We start from the raw sequence: 14,160 nt of genomic DNA, 5'->3' as shown, positions 1-14,160 counted from the left end.
CGGACCGTGGTCGCCGCTTATGCGGCGCGCGTCTGCGGCGTCGTGTTCGGATGGAACGCGGGCAGCACGTCCGATGCGATTTCGGCCATCGTCTCGTCGAGCGGCCGCCGGTTGCGGCGGAAATGCAGGCCGATGTGCTGCACGCCCGCGTCGCGCATCGCCGCGAGTTCTTCCGTCAGCGCGATGCGCCCCGCGCGGGCGCCGAAGCGGTGCCGCTGCAGCGGTTCGTGCGGATCTTCCGCGAGGTCGAGATGGATGAAGCTCACGTACGGCTTGTCGCCGGCCACTGCGTGCCAGTTCGCGGCGCGCTGCAGGTGATCGGCCGGCGTGCCCGGATACGCGAGGCAGCCGTCCATGTGTTCGCCGATCCACGCAGGCGTCTGCTGTGCGAGGCCCGCGACGAGCAGCGGCACCGGCGAACGGGCGGCGGGCAGCACTTCCAGGCCGGGCGGCAAGTGTCCGCGCGCGCCGTCGCGCAGCAGCGCGATCTGGTCGCGGAAGTTCTCGCCGCGCGTGGCGAAGTCGCGGCCGAACAGCGGATATTCGACCGGCCGGTCGCCGCTCGCGACGCCGAGCAGCAGGCGACCGCCGCTCAGTTCCTGGATCGTCGCGGCCGATTTCAGCGTCAGCAGCGGTTCGCGCAGCGGCAGCACGACGGCCGCGGTGCCGAGCAGGATGTCGTGCGTGATTCCGGCGAGGTAGCCGAGATACGAGAACGTTTCGAACACCTGCGCGGCATCGCCGAACGACGGGTCGTACACCGGCACGTCGCGCACCCAGAGCGCGCGAAAGCCGAGCGTGTCGGCCAGTTGCGCGAGCTCCGCGTGGATGTCGAGGTCGGGCACGCCGGGGTGGCGGCCGTCATGCCGGCGTTTCGCGTTGCCGGACGGGGTCCAGTCGTTGTCGAGCGGCAGTTCGATGCCGATGCTGAAGCCGCCGGCGGCGAGCGTGTCGAGTGAAGTGGACATGGTCGGGCTCCGTTCAGATCGCGCGCAGGCTGCCGTCGAGCCGGTAGAAATCGAGCGACGGCGCGGTGAAGAACGAGCGCGACGTGCCCGCGGCGAAGTCGTCGATATGCACGACGGTGGCGCGATCGGCTTCCTGCCACGAGATCGCGTAGGTGTCGTCGGCGATGGGCTGCCACGTATAGGCCACTTCACCCTTCGCGCCCGCGTACGGGCCTTCGGTGATCTCGTAGCGCATGTGGAGGCCGTCTTCGTCGTACGCGTTGAGCGCGGTGAGGCCGTCGTAACGGACTTCGAAAGTCTTGCCGGCGAACGGCGGACGTTGGGTCGATGCGTTCATGCGGGTGGCTCCTGCAAAAGGATGACGTTCAATGGGCGAGTTCGACGGGTTCGGCCGTGCGTTCCGGCAGGCCCTGACGGCTGTCGAGACGGCCGCTCAGCGCGGTGAGCGCAAACGCGCCGAGCGTGACGACGGCGGCGATCCACGGCGTGTGGCCGAGGCCGACGTTCGCGACGATCAGGCCGCCGAGCGACGACCCGCCGGCCACGCCGAGGTTGAAGGCGGCGATGTTGAAGCCCGACGCGACGTCGGTGGCGTCCGGCGCGAAGTGGCGCGCCTGCTTGACGACGTACACCTGCAGCCCCGGCACGTTGCCGAACGCCACGGCGCCCCACGCGAGCATCGTCAGCACCGCGAGCCATTTCACGTGGATCGTGAAGGTCAGCGCGAGCAGCACGATCGCGAGCAGCAGGAAGATCCGCTTGAGCGCCTTCACGGGGCCGACGGCGTCCGCGAGCTTGCCGCCCCACACGTTGCCGACCGCGACCGACACGCCGTAGCCGACGAGCACGAGGCTGACCTGCGACGGCGTGAAGCCGGCGATCTGTTCGAGCAGCGGCGCCATGTACGTGAACGCGATCAGCGAGCCGCCGTAGCCGACCGCCGTCATCGCATAGACGAGGAGCAGGCGCGGCTGGGCCAGCACGCGCAGCTGGCGGGCGAGCGGCGCGGGCGGCGTCTGCGGCAGCCCGCGCGGCACGAACGCGACCGCGCCGAGGAACGCGACGAGGCCGAACAGCGCGACGATCAGGAACGTCGCGCGCCAGCCGAAGTGCTGGCCGATGAAGGTGCCGAGCGGAATGCCGGCGACGAACGCGACGGTCATCCCGCTGAACATCGTCGCGATCGCGCTGGCGGCCTTGTCCTTCGGCACGAGCGTGGTCGCGATGATCGAGCCGACCGAGAAGAACACGCCGTGCGCGAGGCCGGTGAGCACGCGCGCGACGATCAGCGATTCGTAGCCCGGCGCCTGCCACGCGACGAGGTTGCCGACGGTGAAGAGCGCCATCAGCCCGGCGAGCAGCGCCTTGCGCGGCACGCGGCCGGTGAGCGCGGTGAGGAGCGGCGCGCCGATGGCCACGCTCAGCGCGTACAGGCTGACGAGCAGGCCGGCGGACGGCAGGCTGACGCCGAGGTCGGCGCCGATCGTCGGGATCAGCCCGACGATCACGAATTCGGTGGTGCCGATGGCAAAGGCGCTGATGGTCAGCGCAAGCAACGCGAGTGGCATGACGGGATCCGGGTTTCAGTAGGAATGGATCGCAGTGTGCCGGCTTTACTTTTGCGAAAAAACTGGTCTATAAACCAAATTGTTTTGATTTCAAATCAACAATGAAGATCACTCTCGACGAACTCCAGGCCTTTGCCGCCGTGGTCGACACCGGTTCGATCACGGCCGCCGCCCAGCAGCTCGACCTCACCGTGTCGGCGACGAGCCGCACGCTCGCGCGGCTCGAGGAAAAGCTGAAGACCACGCTGCTGCGCCGGACCACGCGCCGGCTCGAACTGACCGAGGAAGGGCGCGCGTTCCTGCAGGATGCGCGCGCGATCATCGAATCGGTCGAGAACGCGGAAGAGCAGATGCTCGCGCGGCGCGAGATGCCGTCCGGGCGCCTGCGCGTCGACGCCGCGACGCCGTTCATGCTGCACGTGATCGTGCCGCTCGTGCGCGGCTACCGCGAGCGCTTCCCGAAGGTCGAGCTGGAGCTGAACAGCAACGAGGGCATCATCGACCTGCTGGAGCGGCGCACCGACGTCGCGATCCGGATCGGCCGGCTGAAGGATTCGACGCTGCACAGCCGGCGGATCGGCAACAGCCGGGTGCGCATCCTCGCCAGCCCCGACTACATCGAAGCGCACGGGCAGCCGCGCAAGGTCGAGGATCTGCCGAAGCACACGCTGCTCGGCTTCACGCAGCCCGAATCGTTGAACGTATGGCCGATCCTTGGCGCGGACGGCGAGCCCTGCCGCATCGAGCCCGACGTCTGGTCGTCGAGCGGCGAGACGCTGCGGCAGCTCGCGCTGGCGGGCACGGGGGTCGTGTGCCTGTCGGATTTCGTGACCGCGCAGGATCGCGAAGCGGGGCGGCTGGTGCAGGTGCTTGCGCGCCAGACGCTCGACGTCAGGCAGCCGATTCACGCGGTGTACTACCGCAATACCGCGATCTCGTCGCGGATCGCGTCGTTCGTCGACTACCTGATCGAGGTGCTGGGCGGTGGCAGCGGCGGCGATGCGCCGGCGCGGCGCAAGGCCGCGTGGATGGAGTCGCAGTAGCGACGCGGCGCTGCCTTTCCGAGTTCGGCGTGCCGCGCGGCGGCACGCCGTCGTGCGGCGATTACGCCTCTTCGGCCCAGGACATTCCGTCGCGCGCGAGCAGCGCCGACGAAGCCGCGGGCCCGAACGTGCCGGCCGTGTACAGGCGCGGCCGGTCGCCGAGCTGCTTCCAGCCGTCGAGGATCGGCTCGACCCACGACCAGGCGGCTTCGAGTTCGTCGCGGCGCATGAAGTGCGTGAGGCGGCCGCGGATCACGTCGATCAGCAGCCGTTCGTACGCTTCCGCGCGCCGTTCCGGAATCGCCTGCTGCAGGTCGAGGTTCAGGCTCACCGGCACCATGTTCATTCCGCTGCCCGGCTCTTTCGCGAGCATCTGCAACTGGATCGACTCTTCCGGCTGAAGCTGGATCACGAGACGGTTGCCGTAATTGCGCGGGCCGGTCGGGATGATCGAGAACGGCATGTCCGCGAACTCGATCACGATTTCCGACTGGCGGCGCTGCAGCCGCTTGCCGGTGCGCAGGAAGAACGGCACGTTCGCCCAGCGCCAGTTGTTGATGTGCGCGCGCAGCGCGACGAAGGTTTCCGCACGGCTGTCCGCCGGCACGTTGTCTTCCTCGAGATAGCCCTTGACCGGCTGCCCGTCGACCGCGCCGGCCGTGTACTGGCCGCGCACCGTGTCGCGCGCGACGTCCGACAGCGACATCGGCCGCAGCGAGCGCAGCACCTTCAGCTTCTCGTCGCGCACCGCGTCCGGGTCGAGCGACACGGGCGGCTCCATCGCGACGATGCACAGCAACTGCAGCAGGTGGTTCTGCACCATGTCGCGCAGCGCGCCGGTATGGTCGTAGAAGCCCGCACGGCTGCCGACGCCGACCGTTTCCGCGACCGTGATCTGCACGCTGCGGATGTTCGGCGCCTGCCACAGCGGCCCGAAGATCGGGTTGCCGAAGCGCAGCACCATCAGGTTCTGCACGGTTTCCTTGCCGAGATAGTGGTCGATCCGGTAGATCTGCGATTCTTCGAAGTGCTTGCCGACCGCGTTATTGATCGCCTTCGCGGACGCGAGATCGTGGCCCAGCGGCTTTTCGAGGACGACGCGCGAGTGCGCGTCGACGAGGTGCGCGGCCGACAGGTTGTCGCAGATCGTCGTGAACAGCTCCGGCGACGTCGACAGGTAGAACACGCGGATCGCGTCGCCACGCGCCGCTTCGGCGAGCCGCAGGTAGTCGTCCGGCGCGTTCACGTCGATCAGCACGTACTTGAACAGGTCGAGGAAGCGGCTCCACGCGTCGGCGTCGAACGCCTTCTCGTCGATGAACGGGCGCGACTGCTCGTCCATGAACTTGCGATAGCCGTCGATGCCCCAGTCGCGGCGGCCGACGGCGATGATGCGCGTCTCGGGCGGAAGATTGCAGTGCAGGTGCGCCATGTACAGCGCGGGCAACAGCTTGCGGGCGGCCAGGTCGCCGCCGCCGCCGAAGATGATCATGTCGACGGGCCGGTCGGCCGCCGTCTGGGAAGGCTGATTCGTCATGGGAGGTTCGCGGTTTGAAACGGTGAACGTGAAACGAACGTCGAGGGCAATCGGGCGCCGGATGGCCGGCGCCGGTACGGCAAAACGCAATAGTGCACCGTTTTGATGGTTTGCGTGTGCGTTCCCCCGGATGTAACAGGGCTTGCGTTCTCGTTGATGGCTCGATTATGATTGAGCGCTCACTCATTAAAGGAATCGAACGTGGCCCGACCGCGCAGTCCCGACAAGCACGAAGCCATCCTCGCCGCGGCCGCGCGCGCGCTCGCCGAGGACGGCGCGACCGCGACGACCGCGCGCATCGCGCGGCTGGCCGGCGTGGCGGAAGGCACGGTGTTCACCTATTTCGACACCAAGGATGCGTTGCTGAACGCGCTGTACGTGAGCCTGAAGGCCGACATGCGCGAAGCGATGATGACCGGGTTTCCGGAACACGCGCCGGCCGAGCAGGCGGTACGGCATGCGTGGAACGGCTATGTGTCGTGGGGCGTCGCGAATCCGGACGGCCGGCGCGCGCTGCAGCAGCTCGGCGTGAGCGGGCGCATCGACGACCCGCATCGCGCGGCCGGCGCCGAAGGCTTCGGCGCGATCCGTGCGCTGCTGCGCGAACAGGTCGCCGCGTCGGGCGCGCTGAACCGCGACGAAGCGCATGCGTTCTGCTCGGCGTTGTTTACGTCGATTGCGGAAACGGCGATGGAATCGATCGCACGCGATCCGGTGCGCGCCGATGCGTACCAGGAAGCCGGCTTTCGCGCGTTGTGGGCCGTGTTGCACGCGGTGTGAGTCAGGCACGGCCGTCGGGCGGCGCGTGCCGCGACGGCCGGCACGGAGTTTCAGGCAGGGCGATGCGGGTCATGAAGGATCGGTTTATCGTCCATATTAATGAGTGAGTAATCATTCATTTTCATCGTTTCACCACGATCAAGGAGTGGAAAATGTCGAAAGTCTGGTTGGTAACAGGGGCCGCACGCGGCCTGGGACGCGCGATTTCGGAAGCCGTGCTGGCGGCGGGCGACCGACTGGTGGCCGGCGCACGCGACCCGGCGCAACTGGCCGATCTGGCCGAACGGTATGGCGACCGGTTGCTGCCGGTCGCGCTCGACGTCACCGACGAAGCGGCGGCAGAGCAGGCCGTCTCGGCGGCACGCGCCGCATTCGGCCGCATCGACGTGCTGGTGAACAACGCGGGCTACGGCCATACGGCGCCGTTCGAGCAGATGGGCGCCGACGTGTTCCGCGACCAGATCGAAACGAACCTGTTCGGCGTGATCAATCTCACGCGCGCGGTGCTGCCGACGATGCGCGCACAACGCGCGGGGCGCATCTTCCAGGTATCGTCGGTCGGCGGGCGCACGTCGACGCCCGGGTTGTCCGCGTATCAGGCCGCGAAGTGGGCGGTCGGCGGATTCAGCGACGTGCTCGCGAAGGAAGTCGCGCCGTTCGGCGTGCGCGTGTGCACGCTCGAACCGGGCGGGATGCGGACCGAATGGGCCGCGCAGGCGAAGCGCGACGTCGACGATCTGCTGCCCGACTATCAGCCGTCGGTCGGCAAGATTCTCGAGTTGCTCGGTGCGTATGGCGGCCACGAGGTCGGCGATCCCGCGCGGATCGCGGCGTTGATCGTCGACCTGTCGCGCCGCGACGACGTGCCGCTGCGCCTGCTGCTCGGCGGCGATGCGCTGTTCGTCTGCGAGCAGGCGGAACGGCAGCGCGCGGAAGAGGCGGCGCGCTGGCGGGACGCCACGCTGTCCACGCAGTTTCCGGACGCGAAGCTGCCGGCCGGACTGGAGGCGCTCAAGGCGATCGAGTAAGGGCGGCCGCTGTCGCGGGCGGCGCGTCGATCGCGTCGACCGCGTCGCTCCCGCAAGCCGGGTCGCGTGCCGGCGCGATCGATTTCGCCGGCGGCCCGGCGCGCAAAACGCCGCGTGGGTCCGCATCGCAACGCCGGCTTTCGCCCGACCATTCGCGAAACGAGAACGATCAATTCTCCTCAGCGGGGATTCTGTCGCAACCGCCGAGTTTCTAGACTTGCCTCAAGCGATGAGACCTGCTCGTCGCACCTCCAAAAGGACACAGTCGTGAAGCTCTACGTTCATCCGCTTTCCGGTCACTCGCACCGCGCCCGCCTGCTCATCTCGCTGCTCGGCATCGAGCATGAACTGGTCGAAGTCGACCTGGCCGCCGGCGCGCACAAGTCGCCTGAATTTCTGGCGCTGAACCGCTTCGGTCAGGTGCCGGTGCTGGTCGACGGGGACACCGTGATCGCCGATTCGAATGCCATCCTCGTGTATCTCGCCCGCACGTCGGGCAACAGCGACTTCCTCCCGCAATCGCCCGTGCAGGAAGCCGCCGTGCAGCGCTGGTTGTCGGTCGCGGCCGGCGAGATCGCATTCGGGCCGGCCGCCGCGCGGCTCATCACGGTCTTCGGTGCGAAGTTCAATGCCGACGAAGTGATCGCCCGCGCGCATCGCATCCTCGCGCTCATCGACGCCGAACTCGCGGGGCGCGACTTCATCGTCGGGCCGAAGCCGACCATCGCCGACGTCGCGTTGTACGGCTACGTTGCGCGTGCACCCGAAGGCAATGTGGACCTGTCCGGCTATTCGAACGTCTCGGCGTGGCTGCGCCGCATCGAAGCGTTGCCGGGTTTCGTCGAGTTCGTGAAGACGCCGGTCGGGCTCGCGGCCGCTGCGTGATCGAGGTCGGCCCGTCGCCCGTGCGGTGACGGAGGCGACGCCGGGCGCGTCAACGCGCGCTGAAAGCGTCATGTGCAGGTTCCGTCGAGGAGACACATCGTGAGCACGGTATCGAATGAAGCGAACTCGCCGTGGCATCGGGGCGAACTCGAGCTGCAGGAAAAAACAGGCGTGATGCAGAAGATGGACAGCGTGGGACGGCGCTTCGTCAGGGATCACATGCCCGACCAGCATCGCGCGTTCTTCGCACAGTTGCCTTTCGTCGTCGTCGGTGCGGTGGCCGACGACGCAGACGTATGGGCGACCTTCGCATTCGGCCAGCCCGGCTTCATGCAGTCGCCGAACGACAAGCGCCTGCGCATCGACACCGTGTTCGATCCGAACGATCCGGCTGCCAGTGGCACGCACGACGGCGCGGCGATCGGCCTGCTCGGCATCGAACTGCATACGCGGCGTCGCAATCGCCTGAACGGCATGATCCGTCGCGGCGAGCCGCGCGCATTCGATCTCGACGTCGTGCAGAGCTTCGGCAACTGCCCGCAATACATCCAGTTGCGCGATTTCGCGTTCGTACGCGAACCCGATACGTTCTCGGAAATCGCACCGGAGGAAAGCGATCGTCTCGACGATCGCGCCCGCGCGATCATCGCGGCTGCCGACACGCTGTTCGTTGCGTCCTACGTCGGCGACGGCGCCGAGCGTCAGGTCGACGTTTCGCATCGCGGCGGCAAGGCGGGGTTCGTGCGCATCGGCGACGACGGCGTGCTGACGATCCCGGATTTCGCCGGCAACCTGTTCTTCGCGACACTGGGCAATTTTCGGGTCAATCCGCGCGCGGGCATCGTGTTCGCCGACTTCGAAACCGGCGACGTGTTGCAGATGACCGGCGAAGCCGAAGTCGACCTCGATTCACCGGAGATCGCCGCATTTCAGGGCGCGGAGCGACTGTGGCGCTTCAAGCCGCGCCGCGTCGTTTATCGCGCCGGCGCATTGCCGTTGCGCTGGACGTTCCGGGCGGAAGGCTGGTCGCCCAACTCGCTGATGACGGGGAGCTGGGACGAGGCCGCGCGCCGCCTGAGCGCCGCCGAACTGGCACGGGCGTGGCGTCCGTTCAGGGTCGCGAAAATCACCGACGAGAGCACGCTGATTCGCTCGTTCCAGCTCGACCCTGCGGACGGTGCCGGCTTGGTGCCGCACCTGGCGGGCCAGCACGTGCCGATTCGCGTGAATCTGTCGGAGGGCGGCGATCCGCTCATCCGCACCTATACGTTGTCGAGCGCGCCGTCGGACGGTGTGTATCGCATCAGCGTGAAGCGGGAAGGGCGCGTGTCGTCGCATCTGCATGACGGGGTGCAGGTCGGTGACCGCATCGAAGTGCGAGCGCCCGCCGGGCAATTCACGATCGATGCGCTCGAGCGCCGTCCCGCCGTATTGCTGGCGGCCGGTGTCGGCGTGACGCCGATGCTGGCGATGTTGCGTCACATCGTCTACGAAGGCGCGCGCAAGCGCGGCACGCGCAAGACCTGGTTCTTTCACGCGGCACGCTCCGTGAAGGAGCGCGCGTTCGGCGACGAGATCGGCCAGCTCGCGTCGGCGGCGAACGGCGCGGTGAACGTGGTGCGCGTGCTGTCGGACGCGACCGGCGCGCGCGAGGGCGACGAATTCGACGTCGTCGGCCGCATCGATGCGAACCTGCTGCGCGCGACGCTGCCGTTCGACGACTACGACTTTTACCTGTGCGGACCGTCGGGCTTCATGCAAGCGGTCTATGACGCGCTCCGCGACCTGAACGTGGCGGACCATCGAATCCACGCGGAGTCGTTCGGCCCTTCCGGGCTCAAGCGTCGAGCCGATTCGGACGCGAGTGCCCCACTGCGTGCGCCGGCGGATACGCCGACACCCGTCGCGTTCGTCAAGTCGGGCAAGGAAGCGCGCTGGCAGCCGGGCAGCGGCTCGCTGCTGGACCTGGCCGAGGCGCGCGGACTGACGCCGGAATACGGGTGTCGCGGAGGCAGTTGCGGCACTTGCCGCACGCGGATCGTCGAAGGCGCGGTGACGTATCCGGTCGCGCCGGAATTCAAGGTACCGGACGACGAAGCGCTGATCTGCTGCGCGGTGCCCGCGCATCGCGAATCGGGCGGCGGCGATCGTCTGCTGCTCGACGTGTGATTCAGAACCCTCGTCGCACGGCGACGATTCCCGACGAAAGGAGTTTGACCATGAAAGACGTCAACGTTGCCCGCCCGCCGGTTCCACCGTTCTCGCTGGACACGGCGATCGAGAAAGTGCGGCTTGCGGAAGACGGGTGGAACACGCGCAATCCGGAGCAGGTTTCGCTCGCGTACAGCGTCGACAGCGTGTGGCGCAACCGCGCCGAATTCGTGACGGGCCGTCCGGCGATCGTTGCGCTGCTCACACGCAAATGGCAGCGCGAACTCGACTACCGGCTCATGAAGGAGCTGTGGGCGTACGGCGGCAACCGGATCGCCGTGCGCTTCGCCTACGAGTGGCATGACGACGCGCAGAACGGGTATCGCTCGTACGGCAACGAGAACTGGGAATTCGGCGACGATAGCCTCATGCACCACCGCCATGCGTGCATCAACGATCTGCCGATCGCCGAGGCCGATCGCAAGTTCTTCTGGCCGCTCGGGCGCAGGCCCGACGATCATCCGGGCCTCAGCGATCTCGGTCCGTAAGGCCTGCTTGCCTACGGCGCGCGATGCTCGCTACGCGTGCCGACTCGCCGGTGCCTGCTAGGGCGTGAACACGCCCTAGGCAGACCACATCGGCGCTTGGGCCCTCAGCCTTTCGACGCAGAGATCGATGAACGCGCGCGCTTTCCGGTTCGCGTGCCGGCCCTCCCGATGCACGACGTGAACCGGGAGCGGCGCAAGTTCGTGCTCGGCCAGCAGCACGCACAGCGTGCCTTGCGCGAGTTCGTCGACCACCTGATAGGACAGCAGGCGCACGATGCCGAGGCCGGCCGTTGCCGCGGCGATCGCGGAATCGTTCGTCGTGGTCAGCAGGCGCGGCTGGATGGGGACGGTGAGCGTCTTGTCCCGCGCGCGGAAGCGCCATTCGGGCGCCGGCGTGATGCCCGTCGCCTGAATCGTGACGTGAGCCGCGAGATCGTCCGGACGCTGCGGCGTGCCGTGCGCGTCCAGATAAGCGGGAGACGCGCACAGCACGCGGCGTACCTTGCCGACCGAGATCGCCTGCAGCGACGAGTTCGGCAACTCGCCGATGCGCACGGCCACGTCGGCGCCTTCATCGACGAGATTGACGACGCGGTCCAGAAACCAGCAGTTGAGATTGACGGAAGGATGCTGCTGCAGATACTCGAGCGCGATCGGCGTCACGTAGCTCTTGCCGAACAGTACAGGCGCCGTGACGGTGAGCTGGCCGCGTGGCGTATTGCCGGTGCCGGTGGCGGAAAGCTCGGCCGCGTCGATGTCCGCCAGAATGCGCCGGCAGTCCTCGTAAAACGACGCGCCCGCATCGGTGATGCGGACCACGCGCGTCGTCCGCGTCAACAGCCGCACGCCGAGATATTCCTCGAGTTCCGTCATCACGCGGCTGATCACCGACGGCGAGACGTTCAGCTTGCGCGCCGCCGATGCGAACCCTTCCGTCTCGACCACCGTGACGAAGGTGGTCATGGCCTGGAGCCTGTCCATGTATGAAAGATATCCGGGTGAAATGAACGTGGCCTCACGCGCATCGCGTGTCAGGATGAACGCGTGTCCGGCTCCGCGATGCTCGACGATCGGATGCGCCACTTCGCCGGCGTCATGCCCACCTGCCGTTTGAACACCCGTTGGAACGCGGCCTCGGATCGATAGCCGACCGATTCGCCGATTTCGGCGACGGACATCGTCGTTTGCGCGAGCTTGCGCCCGGCAAGCGCCATGCGGATTTCAGTCAGGACATCGGTTGCCGAGCGGCTGATCGCCTCGTCGAAGTGGCGTGCGAACGTCGCGCGCGACATGTGGCAGCGCTCGGCCAGCTGGGCCAGCGTCCAGGGCTTTTCGGGCTCGTCGAACATCGCTGCGAGCGCCGGCTGCAGCCGATGACGTTGTGCCAGTGCAAGCAGCCCGCGCGGCGCGTGGCCTGCCTCGGACGCACTGCGCAGGGTCAACGCGAACAGCGCGCCGGACAGATGATCCACGACCGCGGCACTGCCGGCGCGTTGCTCCAGCGCTTCCTCGCGCATCAAGTCGATGAGCCGCGCGAGCCGCGTGGCTGCAAACGCGGCGTCGCGCGTCTGTTCGTCGCCCGCGGTTACGCTGCTCACGATCAGACGTCGCGGCAGATGGTCGCGCAGCAACTGCTGCGGGACGGCAGGCAGCACGAAGCGCCCGCACAGCACATCGGTGTTCGCATTGGTGCTGCCGTTCGTCGCAACGGTCAGGCCGTTTCGGTGCCGCTCGCGCGCCGCGCGCGGCGCCTCGCCGCTGCCGTCGTGCAGCCGATGGGCGCTGCCGGACGGAAACACGACGATGTCGCCGGCCTTCATCCGCAGCGTCGGTTCGTCTTCTCCGTCCGTCTCGCACTCGACGACGGCCTCGCCGCGCAACAGGATGTGATAGGGGAGTTCCCACTCGCTCGACTCGGGATGGTCGATGCGCCACGGCGACCCGAAGTGGCACCGCACGTCAAGCCGCCCGGTGACCGGCATCATCGACAGCAATCGGTCGAGCATTTCCATATGAGACGTTTGAGCATGGAGTTGCGGCAGTATGGCATTAAAGAAAACGTCACGCATCCCTACACTGACTCCCATGCCATACGACATGGCTAACCGTTCAACCACGAAGCAAGGAGTCGATCATGTCCCGTCTCACCACCATTCGCCCTGAAGAGGCAACCGGCGCGGCCGCTGAAGTGTTCGCGAAGATCAAGAAGGCCGTCGGCAAGGTGCCCAACGCATACGCCACCATCGGCACGCAAAGCCCCGAAGCGCTCGGCGCGGCGCTGGCGTTCGATGCGGCGGTCGCGGCGAGCACGCTCGGCAAGGCCGATATCGAAGCGATCAAGCTGGCGGTCAGCGAATACGCGGGATGTGATTACTGCGTCGCCGCTCACACGCTGATGGGCAAGCTGGCAGGCCTGACAAGCGATCAGATGAAGCAGGTGCGCGCGGGCGCGGCAACCGGCGACGCCGCGCGGGACGCGCTGGTCGCGTATGTTCGTACGCTCGTCGGCACGCACGGCACGGTCCCCGTTGCGGTCGTCGATGCGGTGCGCGCAGCGGGCTATACGGAACGCCAGCTCATCGAGATCAATCTCGCCATCGCGTCGATCACGTTCACGAACCTCGTCAATCGCGTGAACGATACGACGCTCGATTTTCCGGCCGTGGCGTAACGGCGCGGTGGATCGCGGGCAGGAAGCCCGCGTCCGCGCCGATACGCGGACGCACTACCGGCTGTCGGGATCGGCCCGGTACCCGAGCTCGCCGCTGATCAGCGCGGCCTCGTGGCGCAGTGCCGTCGCGACCGGCCCGTCGATCGATGCGTCGAAGCCGCCGGTCGCGCCCAACGCGGTGATCGCCGCACACATATGTCCGTTCGCATCGAATAGCGGCGCCGACACGGCGCTGATGCCCTTCAGGTTCGTGTCGCGGACGGTCGCGAGGCCGGCCGCGCGAATCTCGCGCTGCAATTGACCGACCGGATCGCGTCGATCGAGCTGCGCGCGCAGCTCGGCCGGCGCCGATGCGAGTTCGTCTTCCGCCAGCTGTCGCACACGCGGCTCGTCGAGCAGCGCGAGGAACAGCCGCCCGGTTGCGGACCATAGCAACGACATCACCGAGCCGGCGCGAACATTGACCGTGACCGGCAAGCCGGGCTCTTCGAAGCGCATGATCGTCGGCCCGCGGTTGCCCATGATCGCGACGAAGCACGTTACCTCCAGGCGCTCGCGCACGCGCACGAGCGACGGTTCGGCGAGCCGTATCGGGTCGGCCATCCGGATCGCTGCGAGCCCGATCGAGATGCACTGGGGCCCGAGCACGTATTGCTGGGTGGCGCGCTCCTGCGTGATGAACGCTTCCTCCATCAGGCTCGCCAGATAGCGGTGAACCTTCGCGGGATTCTCGTCGAGCCGCGCGGCGAGCGCGGTCAGCGTGGCGCGGCCGCCGCACGCGGCGAGTTCCTTCAGCACGAGCAGGCCGGTCGACGCGGACTGGACGCGTTGCCTGCGGTCGCGCTCGGCGGCCGCGGTCTTCTTCGTTCTGGCGATCTTTTCCATAAGCCGGATTCTAGCCGGACGACCGGCGGCGCCCGGCCGCCAAGGTTTACCCCAGTCGCTTGATTACGCATTGCGTATTAGATTTACGCAAAATCA

14 protein-coding genes are annotated in these 14,160 nt (G+C 67.4%); 7 read left to right on the top strand and 7 right to left on the bottom strand.

The window, feature by feature from the left end:
- Nucleotides 1-17 precede the first annotated feature (17 nt).
- From HWX76_RS20470 to HWX76_RS20460, 3 genes are read right to left on the bottom strand one after another with little or no spacing between them, the layout of a single operon-like run.
- Nucleotides 18-968 (bottom strand): LLM class oxidoreductase, encoded by a 951-nt coding sequence (locus HWX76_RS20470; RefSeq protein ID WP_050012131.1) that lies wholly within the window; start codon nucleotides 966-968, stop codon nucleotides 18-20.
- Between the two features lie 13 nt (nucleotides 969-981).
- Nucleotides 982-1,305, bottom strand: a complete 324-nt coding sequence (locus HWX76_RS20465) for a hypothetical protein (protein ID WP_050012130.1) — start codon at nucleotides 1,303-1,305, stop codon at nucleotides 982-984.
- 28 nt (nucleotides 1,306-1,333) lie between these two features.
- Nucleotides 1,334-2,536 (bottom strand): MFS transporter, encoded by a 1,203-nt coding sequence (locus HWX76_RS20460; RefSeq protein WP_050012129.1) that lies wholly within the window; start codon nucleotides 2,534-2,536, stop codon nucleotides 1,334-1,336.
- Between the two features lie 101 nt (nucleotides 2,537-2,637).
- Here HWX76_RS20460 and HWX76_RS20455 point away from each other — a divergent pair, with 101 nt between their 5' ends.
- A complete protein-coding gene (locus HWX76_RS20455; RefSeq protein WP_050012128.1) occupies nucleotides 2,638-3,579 on the top strand; it encodes a LysR family transcriptional regulator in 942 nt (313 codons plus the stop codon).
- A gap of 61 nt (nucleotides 3,580-3,640) precedes the next feature.
- On the opposite strand, the gene zwf is transcribed toward HWX76_RS20455, so the two are convergent.
- Nucleotides 3,641-5,116, bottom strand: coding sequence for a glucose-6-phosphate dehydrogenase (gene zwf / locus HWX76_RS20450; RefSeq protein WP_050012127.1), 1,476 nt, complete (start codon nucleotides 5,114-5,116; stop codon nucleotides 3,641-3,643).
- A gap of 201 nt (nucleotides 5,117-5,317) precedes the next feature.
- On the opposite strand from zwf, the gene HWX76_RS20445 reads away from it, so the two are divergent.
- From HWX76_RS20445 to HWX76_RS20425, 5 genes are all read left to right on the top strand, one after another.
- Nucleotides 5,318-5,896: a TetR/AcrR family transcriptional regulator gene (locus tag HWX76_RS20445; RefSeq protein WP_050012126.1), complete on the top strand. Its 579-nt coding sequence runs from the start codon at nucleotides 5,318-5,320 to the stop codon at nucleotides 5,894-5,896.
- A 152-nt stretch (nucleotides 5,897-6,048) separates the two neighbouring features.
- Nucleotides 6,049-6,924: an SDR family NAD(P)-dependent oxidoreductase gene (locus HWX76_RS20440; RefSeq protein WP_050012125.1), complete on the top strand. Its 876-nt coding sequence runs from the start codon at nucleotides 6,049-6,051 to the stop codon at nucleotides 6,922-6,924.
- Between the two features lie 267 nt (nucleotides 6,925-7,191).
- Nucleotides 7,192-7,809: a glutathione S-transferase gene (locus tag HWX76_RS20435; protein ID WP_050012124.1), complete on the top strand. Its 618-nt coding sequence runs from the start codon at nucleotides 7,192-7,194 to the stop codon at nucleotides 7,807-7,809.
- A gap of 99 nt (nucleotides 7,810-7,908) precedes the next feature.
- Nucleotides 7,909-9,978, top strand: coding sequence for a pyridoxamine 5'-phosphate oxidase family protein (locus tag HWX76_RS20430; RefSeq protein WP_176016274.1), 2,070 nt, complete (start codon nucleotides 7,909-7,911; stop codon nucleotides 9,976-9,978).
- 50 nt (nucleotides 9,979-10,028) lie between these two features.
- On the top strand, nucleotides 10,029-10,508 hold the full coding sequence (locus tag HWX76_RS20425) for a nuclear transport factor 2 family protein (RefSeq protein ID WP_176016273.1): 480 nt from the start codon (nucleotides 10,029-10,031) through the stop codon (nucleotides 10,506-10,508).
- Nucleotides 10,509-10,583: 75 nt separating this feature from the next.
- Here HWX76_RS20425 and HWX76_RS20420 read toward each other — a convergent pair whose 3' ends face one another.
- Both HWX76_RS20420 and HWX76_RS20415 read right to left on the bottom strand, forming a co-directional pair.
- Nucleotides 10,584-11,489 (bottom strand): LysR family transcriptional regulator, encoded by a 906-nt coding sequence (locus HWX76_RS20420; protein WP_050012121.1) that lies wholly within the window; start codon nucleotides 11,487-11,489, stop codon nucleotides 10,584-10,586.
- Between the two features lie 50 nt (nucleotides 11,490-11,539).
- Nucleotides 11,540-12,577 (bottom strand): AraC family transcriptional regulator, encoded by a 1,038-nt coding sequence (locus HWX76_RS20415; protein ID WP_124638925.1) that lies wholly within the window; start codon nucleotides 12,575-12,577, stop codon nucleotides 11,540-11,542.
- Nucleotides 12,578-12,642: 65 nt separating this feature from the next.
- Here HWX76_RS20415 and HWX76_RS20410 point away from each other — a divergent pair, with 65 nt between their 5' ends.
- Nucleotides 12,643-13,179 (top strand): carboxymuconolactone decarboxylase family protein, encoded by a 537-nt coding sequence (locus tag HWX76_RS20410; protein WP_050012119.1) that lies wholly within the window; start codon nucleotides 12,643-12,645, stop codon nucleotides 13,177-13,179.
- A 54-nt stretch (nucleotides 13,180-13,233) separates the two neighbouring features.
- On the opposite strand, the gene HWX76_RS20405 is transcribed toward HWX76_RS20410, so the two are convergent.
- Nucleotides 13,234-14,064, bottom strand: coding sequence for an IclR family transcriptional regulator (locus HWX76_RS20405; RefSeq protein ID WP_176016272.1), 831 nt, complete (start codon nucleotides 14,062-14,064; stop codon nucleotides 13,234-13,236).
- Between the last annotated feature and the right edge of the window lie 96 nt (nucleotides 14,065-14,160).

It is taken from the genome of Burkholderia sp. BCC0398, from assembly GCF_902833245.1.
Classification (GTDB): Bacteria; Pseudomonadota; Gammaproteobacteria; order Burkholderiales; family Burkholderiaceae; genus Burkholderia; species Burkholderia sola.
Note: the sequence above shows the minus strand (reverse complement) of the source record. Positions and strands in the feature narration are given on the sequence as shown.